This window comes from Candidatus Poribacteria bacterium (assembly GCA_026706025.1).
Lineage (GTDB): Bacteria > Poribacteria > WGA-4E > WGA-4E > WGA-3G > WGA-3G.
This window is the reverse complement of the sequence record JAPOZO010000020.1, coordinates 48,257-62,616: the sequence shown is the minus strand read 5'-3', so window position 1 is coordinate 62,616 and position 14,360 is coordinate 48,257. Positions and strand designations below refer to the sequence as shown.

Genomic DNA, 14,360 nt, shown 5'->3' with positions numbered 1-14,360 from the left:
GACGCTCTTTAAAATCCACGGAGACCGATGATCAAAACACTCCCCTTTCTGCTTATTACCTGTTTGATGATAGGCTGTGCTGGCTATAAGTTTCAAGAAGTCATAGAACCTTTGGAAACAGGCAAGCCAGAAGATGCCTACATCTATCTTCAAAAAAAAGCACCGAAAGAACCGGATATCCCGTACCAATTTGAACTGGGGCTGGTCGCCCATTATGCTAACAACTTTGCGGAGAGCAGTAAGGCACTTGGCACAGCCGAGGATATCGCGGAAGATCGCTATACCAAAAGCGTTTCAAAAGAGTTGGGTTCACTGGTCACCTCCGACAAATTACGTCCATATTCTGCTACGCAGTATGAACGGCTTTTGAGTCACTACTATCGCGCGCTCAACTACTTCTACCTAAATCAACAGGATGATGCATTGGTAGAGTGTCGCCGCGCTACGGCACTCATCAACTATTTCAAGGGTGAAGACGAGAAATACGATTTCTTCGGAACAGGGTTCCTTGCACACCTTTCTGGTATGTTCTTTGAAGCTACTGGTGAGTTGAATGACGCTTACATATCTTACAAACAAGCCGCCGAATACTATAAAAATGCCTCGGAGAAAACCGGTGTGGAAACGCCAAAAGACATCGGTAACGCCCTGGTCCGATTGACACGCAGGCTTGGATTTACCGATGAATTTGAACGCTACCGAGACGAGTACGGCGAGCCACCACTACATTCTAAAGACACCGGTGAACTGATTCTCTTTTACGAAAGTGGCTACGTTCCACCTAAGGGTCAGGAAACTTTGATGTTTCCGATCCTTAAAAAAGACGATGTGGAAGATGAAAAGTTTGTTCCGACACTGATAGGACGCGAAGGGATGGTCTTTGAAGATGTCGAATTGGAATATCTCTTACGTGTTGCGATTCCGACAATTGACTCACACCGCCCGCGCTTCGCAGGAATTAAGGTTGCAGTGGAAAAACAGGAGCCAGTGAGTGGTGTGCTTGTAGAGGATGTAGAAACTATCGCGATTGAAACCTTCAAGGCAGAACGCCCTATCATCCTCTTACGAACCTTAGCGCGTGCTTTAGGAAAGTACTTGCTCACCCGGCAGGCGGGGAAGAAAAATGAGACTTTAGGTTTGCTTACGAATCTCGTTGGCGTTTTGACAGAGCAGGCGGATACGCGTTCATGGCGAACACTGCCGAACCAGATTTTTATGGTGCGGATGCCGCTCCCCGCGGGTACGCATACACTCAATCTCTCTTTTTTGGACGCGAACGGACAGGTCCGCGGAAGTCAATCCGTACCGGATATTAAGATTTATCCGAATCGGATAACCTTTTGGAACCATCGAACTTATGAATAAACTTCTCCAGATCGCAACATAGAGTAAAACATGAGACGTATCTATTTAGACTACAACGCCACAACACCGCTCCGTCCCGAAGTCCGAGATGCGATGATGCCGTATCTCACCGAGGCATTCGGCAACGGTTCCAGCATTCACGCCTACGGACGCGAAGCGCGCACCGCCATTGACACCGCACGCGAACAAGTCGCCGAACTCATCGGTGCTAAAAGTCCGAGTGAAATCGTCTTTACAGGGAGCGGTACCGAAGCAGATAACCACGCCATCAAAGGACTCACTGAGCTGCAAAAGAGTCGTGGCAAAGGCAACCATATCATCACCTCCTCAGTAGAGCATCACGCCGTTTTGCATACCTGCCAGTATTTGGAGCAACGCGGTTTCGAGATAACCTATCTTCCCGTTGATAGACACGGACGGATTAGCGTTGAACAACTCCGTAATGCAGTCCGCGATACCACAGTGCTGATCTCCATTATGCACGTCAATAATGAGAACGGCACGATCCAACCGCTTGCGGAGATCTGTGAGATCGCACAAGAACACGATATTCCCATCCACACCGATGCAGTGCAATCGATCGGCAAATTGGAGATGGATGTTCAAGCACACGGTGTGAACCTTCTCGCATTTTCCGGACACAAGATTTACGCGCCCAAAGGGATTGGTGTCCTTTACATCCGCCGCGGTACTCGACTGGCGAACCTCGTCCACGGTGGTGCCCATGAACGCAACCGCCGCGCTGGATCCGAAAACGTCCCCGCAATTGTCGGACTCGGCGTTGCTTCTGAACTTGCGAAACAGGAGCAGGACACCTATGCGCAACATCTCGCCGCCTTAACCCATCGGTTGCGCGAAGGTTTAGATACACACATTGATCGGCTGCACTACAATGGACATCCCGATCACTGCGCGCCCGGCACCCTTAACGTCTCCTTTGAAAATGTGGAGGGCGAAAGCCTCATCTTACGGTTAGATATGGAGGGTATATGTGTCTCGACGGGTTCCGCGTGTACCTCTGGCTCCATGGAGCCGTCACATGTCCTTGCCGCGCTCGGTTTACCGCCACGTTTAGCGCAAGGCACTGTCCGCTTCTCCCTCGGTAGAAATACAACCGAAGCGGAAATTGATACAGTCATTGCCAAATTACCCAAAGTCATCCAACAGATGCGGACCCTATATAGAGGATAGTTCTTCCCGGACATCTTTGTCCTTGTTCCCTCCTAAATAATCCACCAAAAATAGCCCGTTTTTGTGCAGTTTAAAGCGGCATCTGTCCCTTTTCGTGCAGTTAAACTACATATTACCCCCAAATTTAGCGTTTTAGCATTGGCACAGAACTTGCGTTTACCTCAACAACTACTATTTGTTTGGAGGTAAAGACGAATGCGTGCGAAAAGAACCTCAAGTGCCTTCATGACCTCCTTGGTACTCCACGCGGTCGCTGCGTTCCTGGTTGGCGTATACCTGATCACACAAACACCGCAGTTCCAAGAGTTCATAGGTGTGGAAATTCTCGAACCTACAAAACCAAAAAAGCCTACGGTTCGGGACCCTATTATCAAGAAGAATTTTAAACCGATTGTCCCGACACAAAGTACTGTCGTTGTTGAACCGGTGGAAGTGCAACCTCGTGTAACAACTGTGTTTAATGATAAGCTAAATTTCCAACCTAAAACAGTACTTGAATTTTCAAATGAGACTGTTAAAGTCAAGGCACCCATCAATCCAAATGTGCCGAAAGTCGTTACACCCAACGCCCCCGCGCCAACGGCTGTAACACGCACAGACATCCCCGTATCAGATGCGCCTGATGCTTTAGCGTTCTCTGCGCCTGTAGCAAGCGCACCTTCTGCTGGACCGGCTAACATCGGACGCGGTGTCGCGGGCAGCGCAGTCCAAGTGAAAGTTACTTTTGAACGTTCACCTGGACTCGCAATGGTTCAACATGTCGGTGCAGTCAACAGCAGCATTGACCATGTGAATAAAAGGATCAACCTCGGTTCTGTCGAAGTACCACCTGCCCCCAGAGGTGAACCGCACGGACATGTTATCGGTAAAGGGAAAAACATCCGGGGTGTCTTCCGTTTCACACGGATCCGGCACAGTCTCTCCGATTGGTGGGCGGACGCTTCTGCGCTCAACGCATTGACACATTGGCTCAACGAACGGACAAAAATCAAAACTGACATGAACGTTGAAGGCGGTGCATTGAAACTCACCGATGCCAATCTTCTCAAGTCACCACTCGTCTTCATGACAGGACACGATCCGTCACTCGTCCGTTCACGTAACCTTCTTGGACGGCAATATGGCGGTGGTAAGCTGGACGGTCGGCTCAGTGAAGCGGAAGCAGCAGGGCTGCGTCGCTACCTCGTCGAAAAAGGCGGATTTCTTGTCTTTGACGACTGCGGTGTAAACGCCCCCGCGCAGGCGATGATTCGTCTCTTCCTCGCACAGATGCGTTACGTCATGCCTGAGTATCAGGTTGAACGGATTCCCAACGATCACGAAGTTTATAGCAACTTCTATGAGATGGGCGGGCCGCCGGTCGGCTTCGATATCTTCTGGTGGGGGACACGACCACCGAAACGGAACTACCTTGAAGGTATCTCCATCGGTGACAAGTTGTCTGTTATCGTTGTCCGTCGGGACTATATGTGCGCGATGGAGTCGGTGAGTCTACCAACGCGTAATGTCCACTACTCACCGGGTGTCTACCGTTTCATGACGAACGTCGTGGTGTACGCTTTGACGCACGGTCAGATCTCTGACTACTCCGGTTATGTGCCTGAAGACACATTGGCTAAGACGGAACTCCCGACGCGTCCACCGCAAGCAGCGCGGGTTAGTGGCTTTAAATAGTACTTTGTGTGTGAGCGGAGTTATAGTAAAGCCCATAATTATTTAAACACGCGGATCGTAGGGGCTGGGTCACCCAGCCCCTACGAGCGGGCAATACTACCGTGGAGTGTCAAATTATTTGCGGACTTTACTATAAAATCCGCTCACTTTATTCAGGGCTGTTCAGTTATCTATTGCGGACAACTGGATAGCCCTATCCGAGCAACCATTCTCTTTTGGAGGTGATGACAAATGCCTAAGAAAAGGACTGCAAGTGCTCTCATGATTTCCGTAGTACTCCACCTTGCCATAGCATTTGTTACAGGTATTTATCTAATCACGCAAACGCCACGATTCCGAGAACTCATAAATGCCGAAGTGCTCCAACCCAAAGCACCGCCGAGTCCGAAGGTGCGGAAGCCTATCGTCAAATCCGTTATTAAGCCGACTGTGCCAGCGAGAAACAGCGTTGTTGTTGATCAAGTTCAGATGCAACGGCGTGTAACGGCTGTGTTCGCCGAAAAACTCGTTTTCCAACCGCGAACGGTGCTTGAAATTTCAAAACAGACGCTCAAGGCCAATCCACCCATTGATCCGAATGTGCCGAGAGTCGTTACACCGAACGAACCCGTACCGACAGTCTTAACACAGGCAAATCTAACAGTATCGGATACCCTCGATGCTTTGGCGTTCTCCGCACCCGTGGCGAATGTACCTTCCGTTAGATTGGCGAACATCAATCGTGGTGTTGCAGGCAGCCCCGTACAAGTAAAAATCGCTTTCCAACACCCCCCTGGACTCTCAATGGTTAAAAACGTTGGTGCCGCACGTGAAGCACTCAGCGATGTCGTTGAGAACATTGTACTCGGTAATGACGAAGTGCTGCCATTACCAAAAGGGGAACCGGGTGGACGCGTCATCGGTAAAGGAAAGGATATTCGCGGTGTCCTCCGCTTTGCACGGGTACGGCACGATCTTTCCGACTGGTGGGCGGATGCTTCCGCGCTCAACGCATTGACACATTGGCTCAACGAACGCACCAAAATTAGAACTGATATGAACGTTGACGGGGGAGCGGTAAAACTCAACGATGCCAACCTCTTCAAAACGCCGCTCGCCTTTATGACAGGACATGATCCATCACTCGTCCGCTCTCGGAACCTCTTTGGATGGCGGTACGGTACTGGTAAAATGGCTGGCAGTCTTACTGAGTCTGAAGCCGCTGGTCTGCGTCGCTACCTTGTTGAGAAAGGTGGATTTCTCGTTTTTGACGACTGTGGTGTGAATGCACCCGCCCAAGCGATGGTGCGCCTCTTTCTCGCACAGATGCGCTACGTCATGCCTGAGTATCAAGTTGAACGGATCTCCAACAATCACGAAATCTATAATAACTTCTATCGAATGGGGGGGCCACCTATCGGTTTTGATATCTTTTGGTGGGGCACACGGCCACCGAAACGGAACTACCTTGAAGGTGTTTCCGTCGGTAATAGGTTGGCGGTGATTGTTAACCGCCGTGACTATATGTGCGCGATGGAGACAGTGAGTATCCCAACACGCAGTGTGCACTATTCACCGGGTGTCTACCGTTTCATGACGAACGTCGCGGTGTATGCATTGACACACGGTTCGATTTCCGATTACTCCGACTATATTCCTGAACACAGGTTAGCCGAGAGAGAACTTCCGACACGCCCACCCCAAGCCGCGCGGGTCAGTGATTTTGAGTAACATTTGTATTACACTGTGCAGCTAAATCGCGCACCTTACTGAGGGTTGTTCGGTTATCATCAAAGGTAACTGAACAGCCCTACTTTCTTTTTCCTATTGACAAAAAAAGCAGATGCCATAAAATAAGATACACAGTTTTGAGTATCTATCACACTGCTAACTAAATTTGTATCAAAGGACCTAATACATGGAAAAGACGCATCAACTTCAGGCACCCCACCTCCACGCGATTGCACGAAACATATTTGTCGCCGCAGGCACGGCACGGCACATCGCGGAGGATGTTGCCGAAATCCTTGTCAATGCCCACCTTGCGGGGCATGATTCACACGGTCTCCTACGCGTCCCTGCCTATTTACGCGGTATTGATGCCGGACATCTAAACCCTACTGCAGAACCCGAAATCCTTGCAGAGACGCCGAATACCTTGCGCATTGATGCACAACGCGGCTTTGGACACTACGTCTCACGTTGGTCAATCCATAGAGCCATTGAGAAGGCAAAATCCGCTGTCTCCTGTAGCGTCAGCATCAGTAACATTGGACATATCGGTCGCTTAGGCGAATATGCGGAAGCAGCAGCGAGAGCTGGATGTATCTCACTGATCACCGTTGGAAATGGCGGTAGAAGGGCGGGACCGACAGTGCCTTACGGCGGTGCACAAGGTGCTTTCGGTACGAACCCTATCGCTATAGGCGTACCGACTGGCGACGACTCTCCTTTTATCGTTGACTACGCCACGAGTATGGTTGCGGAAGGAAAGATCCAAGTTGCCCGGAGTAAAGGGATAGATTTGCCGGAGGGTTGCATCCTTGACAAAGATGGAATGCCAAGCACCACACCTGCCGATTTCTATGATGGCGGCGCGCTTCTCGCATTCGGGAGGCATAAAGGTTATGCGCTTGCGATGTTCACATGCCTCCTCGGTGGGTTGGCAGGAACGTTTGATGTAGAGAGCGGCAGAATGAACGGCACCTTTATGCAGGTAATTGATGTTAACGCCTTCACACCGGTTGAAGAATACCAGAAAGGTGTGCGCGCCTTCTTAGATGGCATCAAATCGACACCACCGGCACAAGGTTTCGACGAAGTATTGGTCCCCGGTGATTTTGAATTCCGTTCCCGTGAAGCGCGATTAAAAGAAGGGATTGAGATACCCGATACGATCTACGATCAACTTCAAGAGTGTGCAGAAGAATTAGAAGTTTCCATCGGTGAAGATGCCGTTGAAGATGATGACAGAGCACACTACGGTCCGCTCTCGTAAATTTGCTTAGTAGGCTTAGAAACTCCGCCTGTAAAATGAACCGCAAGGAAAATTAAAAATATGAAGAGGCACATATTTGAAGCCGCAGACCTCCAGAAATTCACAAACAATCTCTTTGTCGCGGCAGGCACGCCACAGCACATCGCGGATAACGTTGCCGAAATTTTGATAAAAGCCAATCTCGCTGGACACGATTCGCACGGTGTGCTTCGGATCCCCTCCTATCTTGAAGGGATTGAAAACGGTGGTCTCCGCCCTGCTGCCGAACCGAATGTCCTTCGAGAAACCGACAACACACTGCACATTGATGGCGAGGGCGGTTTCGGACACTATACCGCCCGCTATGCAATCCAACGCGCTATTGAGAAGGCGAAAAGCGGACGTACCTGCTTCGCGACACTCATCCGGACGGGACATATCGGCAGACTCGGTGAATACGGTCAGGAAGCCGCTGAATCTGGATGTATTGGAATTATCACTGTCGGTGGCGGTTCAAAGGGCGGTGGGCGGATTCTTCCCTTTGGTGGTGCCCTTGGCGCGCTCGGTACGAACCCGATTTCTATCGGTATCCCGACCGGTGATGACAGACCATTTCTGATCGATTTCGCGACGAGTGTGATCGCAAATGGCAAAACCTACGTCGCGGTCAGTGAAAATCGGGACATCCCCGAAGGCTGTGTTGTGGACAAACATGGGAATCCTACCGTTAAAACTGCTGAATACAACGATGGCGGTAACCTGCTCGCATTTGGTAGACACAAAGGTTATGCACTTTCCTTGTTCGTCGCACTGATTGGTGGGTTGGGTGGAACGTTTAATATTGAGGCGGGGCAGATGAGTGGTCTCCATATCCAAGTGATAGATGTCAACGCGTTCACACCGCTTGCGGAATACCAGAAAGGTGTGCGCGCCTTCTTGGATGCTATCAAAGCGACACCGCCTGCCCACGGATTTGATGAGGTGTTAGTTCCCGGTGATTTTGAAGCCAATTCACGAGCAGACCGCCTCGCAAACGGTATTGATATACCGGATACCATTTACCAGCAGCTTCGCGAGTGTGCCGAAAAGTGGGATATCCCTATGGCAGAAGCGCAGTAATTTATGAACTGCGACTTATACAAAATTCCTTCCTTCGCGCGGCAGTTGAAACATTAGAAGACACTTGGTCGGAAAGGTGGAAGGTTGCAAGGGTGCGCGGAAAATCCTTTCTTCCGACCTTCCGTTCTTCCATCCCACGCCTGATTTAGGAAACCCATCCTATGCCGTTCAAACATCTCTTTTTTACAATAATCCTTTTGTTGATGTTTCCGTTCACTGTATTTGCCCAAGAACACACCTACTTTAGGGATAACGGTAGTGTTAAAACAGTGGCATACTCCCCAGTAGATGCTTCCGTTGCTGCGAGTGGCGGCGGTAATCGTGCGGTAAAGTTATGGGACTTGCAAAACGATACCGTGACGACGTTAGGTTCACACGCTGATACTGTCAATAGCGTTGCTTTTTCGCCAGATGGTCAATTACTTGTGAGTGGCGGTGATGACTACGCCTGTAAATTATGGGACATTCCACGCAAAAGGCGTGTTGCGACCTTTGAACATATTGTCAACAGAAGTCGTTCACAAGTCAAAGCGGTTGACTTTTCCCGTGACGGACAGATGCTCGCGACCGCAGGGGTGGATGTAAAGTTATGGGATATCCACACGCGTGAGGAGATAGCCACGTTTGAACACGGTAGATGGGTGTTGGCAGTCGCCTTCTCGCCGGATGGACAGGTTCTCGCCACAGGGGACGAGATGGGACAGGTTAACGTCTGGGATATTCAAAAGCGGAGCATTGTTGTCCAATTTGAAGCGGATTCTACGTCTATCTATACTGTTAAATTTTCTCCTGATGGCAAAGTCCTTGCTGGGGCCGGATACGATGGAAATGTCAATTTGTGGAAAGTCCAGAGTTGGGAACGCTTCGGCAAGCTTAACTCTCACGGAACGGCCTATACAATCAGTTTTTCACCCGATAGCAAAACCCTCGCCAGCACAGGGTACGAATCTGTGAACCTCTGGAAAGTTGAGAGCGGCGAAAAAATAGCCACGCTCACAGAACACATCGGATGGGTGAATGCTGTCGCTTTTTCCCCAGAGGCGGATACGCTCATTAGCGGTGGCGACGACGAAACACTCCGAATCTGGGACATCACACCTTACGATGCCATGCCTCAGGATATGGTACGGATTATCTATTTCCTCCCCCGCGATCGCAGCATGCAACCCGATATTTGGAATAAACTGGATACGCTCATAAGAGATGTGCAAAGTTTCTATGCCAACCAGATGGAAATCAACGGATTCGGTAGAAAAACCTTCACCTATGAAACCGATGAGAACGGAGATACACTTGTCTATCGCGTTGATGGACAGTTTAACGATTGGCACTATCATACAGAAACACAAAACAAGGTCTATACCGAAGTTGCGTCTCAGTTTGATATGGAGAAGCACGCCTATCTTATCGTTGTGGACATCAGCAGTGAAGCCATTGAAGAAGAGAATACATGCGGGGTCGGTGGCGGTCATTGGCTTGAAGATGAAACCGTAGTAAGAACGCGTGGCGGATACGCAGTCGTCCCAGCATCCGGGCAGTGTTTTGATGGCGAAATTGGCACACAAGTGACGGCACATGAACTTGGGCACGCCTTTGGCTTAGAGCACGACTTCCGCAACGATGCCTTTATTATGTCCTATGGCGCGGCACCTGATCGGCTATCTCCATGTGCCGCGGGTTGGTTAGCTGCGGGTCGCTTCTTTAACACTGATCAAACCGCCTTCAATGAACCCACAATGCTACAGATGCTCACGGCATCGTCTTACGCGCCGAACGCTGAAAACCTTCGCCTCCAATTTGAGGTGACCGATGTAGATGGTATCCATCAAATCCAGTTACTTGTTCCAACGACTGCAGAAGACCCCGCATCTGGTCCCAAATTGCACAGTTGTAAGGACGGACATGCCCAAAGTAGTCCCTTTGAATTTGACACACCGACATTAACAGCACACCGAATGAACACCGTAACACTCCAAGTGATTGATGTGTATGGAAATATCACACGTCAGGACTACACGCTTAGGGCGGATGATACCCTAACTGTTCAAAATCCGCTGGATGTCAACGGCGATGGTGTAGTGAATATCCAGGACCTGGTGTTAGTTGCCTCAAGCTTTGGGCAGACAGGGAGAAGTAGTGCGGATGTGAACGGCGATGGAATCGTCAATATCTCGGACCTCGTCTTGGTTGCCAGCGCGTTAGGAGAGGGTGCGGCTGCTGCACCTACCTTACATCCGTCAGTTCTTGAAGGGCTCACCGCAGCAGAGGTGGAAGATATGCTGATGCAAGCGCGCCAAATGGCACTCACAGATCCCACTTATTTGCAGGGGATAGCAGTGTTGGAGCAGCTTCTTGCTCTCTTGATGCCGAAAGAAACCGTTCTTTTCGTCAACTATCCGAACCCGTTTAACCCAGAGACGTGGATACCGTATCAACTCGCCGAGCCAGCGGATGTGGTATTGCACATCTATTCTGTGAAGGGGGCATTGGTGCGGACATTGGCGTTAGGGCATCAATCTGCAGGAATGTATCATAACAAAAACCGTGCAGCGTATTGGGATGGGCGGAATGCGCGGGGTGAGGCGGTTGCGAGTGGTGTCTATTTCTATACGCTAACGGCAGGGGATTTCACAGCGACGCGTAAAATGTTGATTCGGAAGTAGAAGACATACGACAAAAACGCGAACACAAACCGATCTGTTATCAAGACATCGCTAATATGTTTATCCATACCAGCAGGGCTCTATCTTCTCACGCCAGTGGCGTGATATATCTATAGAGACATCAGGCTGCACAGGACGCACTCCAGCGGAGTGCTATGTAAAGATGCCATATTAGGCGTAAATGTGTTTTTTTCGATGAAGAGAACGATGAAGAGAACGATAGCTAATGCGGTGACGATTGCCCATACTGCTAGAGTTCCTAACAGGTTCGCTCAACTAACGACAGTTAAGTTCTATTAATTTTTCCGTGTGGAGATACTCACTCCTGATGTTTGTTGGGTGTCTCCACATACCCACATCAGTGGAAGGGAGCACAGCAATGGATCCGAAAAAACTGCTTATCAGACCCAAAACGACGGCAGAGGCAGACGAAAGGAAAGCCGCGGCGGAAGCCGCCGAAGCAGAGAAACAAGCATCCGCAGACGGACATGCAAAGGCATGTGCAAAGGTATGTGATGAGGAACCAACCCTGCAGGATGTTGACCAGTTCCTCAGCGAAGCCGAGAAGGACCCCGAAAAGGTAAAAGCGGCTGGCGAAAAAATAGGGGTAGACTATAGTTTCATAGCGGATCACGCGACTGCCATGAAAGGGGGATTCAAAAAGTACGCAGGGAAGCCACTTTCGGAGAAAGAGGAATCAGCATTAGCGGAACAGGGATCGTTCCTAAAGAAAGCTATTGAAAAGGATTTCCAAGAAGAAAGCCCAGAAGAGCGCGCTGAGACTGTTAAGCTGGTGGAAAAGATGCTGCGGCCTTTTCCTCGTGCAATCCGCGAAAAAGTCTTAAAGGAGTTCAATATGGTTGTTTCAGGTGCACCTTCTGAAACCGACGCTGAAACCGATAAGGAAAAGGTGTAACTCCACCGTGTTTTTACAGATGAAAACGCTGCCTTTCAAACGCATCGGCACCGGTCTGATCCTTTTCGGTCTCTTATGCCTCAACTTTTTGATTCGGATTCAAGGTGTAGAACGGATCCCTGACGGACAGTTCACCGAAAACGATGCCTATCTCTTTCACAGGCAAGCAAATATCATCGCGGAACAGGGGTCTTTACCTGCCCGCGATATGGATCGGTGGCTGCCCCTCGGTAGAGATAACCAGCAGCTGCTCTCGCTCTATCCCTACGCCATCGCTGCGCTGCACAAAGTGTTCCCGTGGTGGTCTTTATATCAGATACAACTGTATCTCCCTGTGCTCTGTTTTACCTTGGCAATAGGTATGCTGTTTCTTTTTCTCACCCGGTGCTATGGGGTGATGTTTGCCGCGATTGTGGGCGTGCTGTTAGCAACGCTCCCCGGTAGTATCAGTCGCAGTGCTGTGGGTTTCGGAGACAGGGACGCATGGTACTATCTGATAGGTGTCCTCGTCGTCACCAGTTACTTATGGAAAGAACAGATGGACCCCGGGCGACGCAGATGGATTGCCACCGCACTCGCGGGGGTTACCTGTTTCTTAGGTGGCATGAGTTGGGAAGGTTTCGGCGTTTTCGTCCTGATGATTATTGCTCTCGAACTCTATAAGCTCTGCACCACGGATACAGAACAGCACCTGAAAGAATATCTCCTCTGGTTGGTCATGTTCGTGCCGTGGCTCTATCTCATCAGTCCTGCATATCACAGCGGATATGGCTTCTCCACACACGTCACCGCCCTGATGCTCTTTCCACCACTGACCGTTTACGCACTACGTGGCATAAGATACCTACTGCTGCATTATTACCCACTGCTGCGAACCCACGGCAGAAAACTCGCGTGGGGCTTAACCTGTCTCGGTATTCTCACAGGAGTCGCCTATATCCTCGTCCAAGCAGGGACCTTCGCAGAAACCGCATATCCGTTTGATGAGAGCCGACTCATAAAAGATGTTGGTGAATTAGGCGATCCACACTTCAGGTTTTGGCAGCGCCGACACGGTGCCATCTTTGTCTTAGGGAGTCTTGGCTTAATCGTCGCCCCCTACATTTGTGGAAGTGGAACGGGCTACCCGCAGCACTCTCGCTGACCCTCTTCACCGCGACAACCTTCTTCCGTGAACCATTGAGCGATGTCATCGGCGAAAATCTCTGCGATACCTTGTTTATCGCTTCATTCATGCTCACTGTCCTCACCCTCGGCTTCATAGCACTCCGCTCTGTCGGGACACCGACGGAAAAAGAATCGCAGAAAGAGACAACGAAAAATGTTCTTGTGACACTTGCAATGCTTGCATGGTTCCTCGTCTGGGTGAGTCTCTCCCGGGGTGCGAAACGAAGCGACCTCTTTATCGGCATCCCGCTCGCTTACGGCACCGCATGGCTCCTCTACCTCTCACCAACACACCTCATACAATGGCTCAAGGATAGAAATCTCGTGTATCCGCAGGTTTCCGAAACGCTCGCAAAAACGATCTTTGCCGTCCTCGTGCTTATACCGGTTCTCTTTTGGACACCTATTGGCGGACATGCAACCCTATCCATCGACACCGCAGCACGTATGAAGAACCCGACCCCCGGCGAAGGCAGCGAAGCAAAAGCAATCTATTGGATGAAAGAGACACTCCCCGAAAACGCGGTTGTCGCCGCAAACTGGGGTTCTGGCAACAGAATTAACGTCCTCGGCGATGTCCAAACCATCATCGACCCTGACCATTATCTCCCGCACTGGATACACCTCTATTACCGACACGTTTTCTGTGCACAATCCGAACGAGAAGCACTGGAATTCCTGAAAACCCACGGTGCAACGCACCTGATGCTCAGTGAAAACGGTATACTCTCTAAGGCAGGGAGCTATTCATTCATTGGCAGTGATGCAGAATCGGATAGATCGTTTGAAACACACAAACTTCAATATGAAGTCTCCCCCATCGGTTCACCACACCGATGGGTATCGCCACACAAGATCGCGGCAGAGACCTTTTACTTGCTTGATATTGTTAACACCGAACCCAGACATCTGGAGGTAACCGCTGTCTTGGGCAACAATTCGGTGGTTTCTAAAGAGATATACATACCCTACCATAAGGATATACAAACCGCTCTCGATTTTGGGACATTCGGGGCAATCCTCTACTTTGATCAGAATACATCCGATCATCTCGTTAGACTTCAGAAAGCCTACAGTGTTCCAGCCCCCGGTTGGAACAGCCTCGCTGTCAAACTCTACTTTCGGGGAGAACACAGCACCGCTTTTGTCCCTGTCTACCCTGTCCAGAGCGACGCACCCCCGAAAATCAAAATCTGGGAGATCCACTATCCCCCTAACATCCACCCCGATGTGAAATATCTCAAAACAGGGTTCCCCGAAATAGACGACCATTTACAAATCCAATAAAACCTTCGTCTCTTTTTTATTC

At 50.1% G+C, this 14,360-nt stretch carries 10 protein-coding genes; all 10 read left to right on the top strand.

The features are described 5' to 3' along the window. The first annotated feature begins 27 nt into the window (after window positions 1–27). The 10 genes from OXH00_04170 to OXH00_04125 all read left to right on the top strand — a co-directional run bounded on the left by OXH00_04170 (window position 28) and on the right by OXH00_04125 (window position 14,338). A complete protein-coding gene (locus tag OXH00_04170) occupies window positions 28–1,365 on the top strand; it encodes a hypothetical protein (GenBank protein ID MCY3740197.1) in 1,338 nt (445 codons plus the stop codon). Between the two features lie 30 nt (window positions 1,366–1,395). After that, window positions 1,396–2,556 (top strand): cysteine desulfurase NifS, encoded by a 1,161-nt coding sequence (nifS, locus tag OXH00_04165; GenBank protein ID MCY3740196.1) that lies wholly within the window; start codon window positions 1,396–1,398, stop codon window positions 2,554–2,556. Window positions 2,557–2,751: 195 nt separating this feature from the next. Beyond that, the gene (locus tag OXH00_04160; GenBank protein ID MCY3740195.1) at window positions 2,752–4,230 is read left to right on the top strand and encodes a DUF4159 domain-containing protein; all 1,479 of its coding nucleotides are present in this window, start codon (window positions 2,752–2,754) and stop codon (window positions 4,228–4,230) included. A gap of 231 nt (window positions 4,231–4,461) precedes the next feature. Then, window positions 4,462–5,940: a DUF4159 domain-containing protein gene (locus OXH00_04155; GenBank protein MCY3740194.1), complete on the top strand. Its 1,479-nt coding sequence runs from the start codon at window positions 4,462–4,464 to the stop codon at window positions 5,938–5,940. A gap of 187 nt (window positions 5,941–6,127) precedes the next feature. After that, complete coding sequence (locus OXH00_04150) at window positions 6,128–7,207, top strand: Ldh family oxidoreductase (protein MCY3740193.1); 1,080 nt, start codon at window positions 6,128–6,130, stop codon at window positions 7,205–7,207. Between the two features lie 60 nt (window positions 7,208–7,267). Continuing rightward, complete coding sequence (locus OXH00_04145; protein MCY3740192.1) at window positions 7,268–8,305, top strand: Ldh family oxidoreductase; 1,038 nt, start codon at window positions 7,268–7,270, stop codon at window positions 8,303–8,305. A gap of 161 nt (window positions 8,306–8,466) precedes the next feature. After that, on the top strand, window positions 8,467–10,968 hold the full coding sequence (locus OXH00_04140; protein ID MCY3740191.1) for a dockerin type I domain-containing protein: 2,502 nt from the start codon (window positions 8,467–8,469) through the stop codon (window positions 10,966–10,968). A gap of 379 nt (window positions 10,969–11,347) precedes the next feature. Continuing rightward, window positions 11,348–11,884 carry a hypothetical protein gene (locus tag OXH00_04135; GenBank protein ID MCY3740190.1) on the top strand — a complete coding sequence of 179 codons (537 nt, stop codon included), beginning with the start codon at window positions 11,348–11,350 and terminating at the stop codon, window positions 11,882–11,884. 7 nt (window positions 11,885–11,891) lie between these two features. Further along, on the top strand, window positions 11,892–13,028 hold the full coding sequence (locus OXH00_04130) for a hypothetical protein (protein ID MCY3740189.1): 1,137 nt from the start codon (window positions 11,892–11,894) through the stop codon (window positions 13,026–13,028). Next, window positions 12,989–14,338 (top strand): hypothetical protein, encoded by a 1,350-nt coding sequence (locus OXH00_04125; GenBank protein MCY3740188.1) that lies wholly within the window; start codon window positions 12,989–12,991, stop codon window positions 14,336–14,338. Before OXH00_04130 ends, OXH00_04125 begins: the two co-directional genes overlap by 40 nt. Window positions 14,339–14,360: the final 22 nt, after the last annotated feature.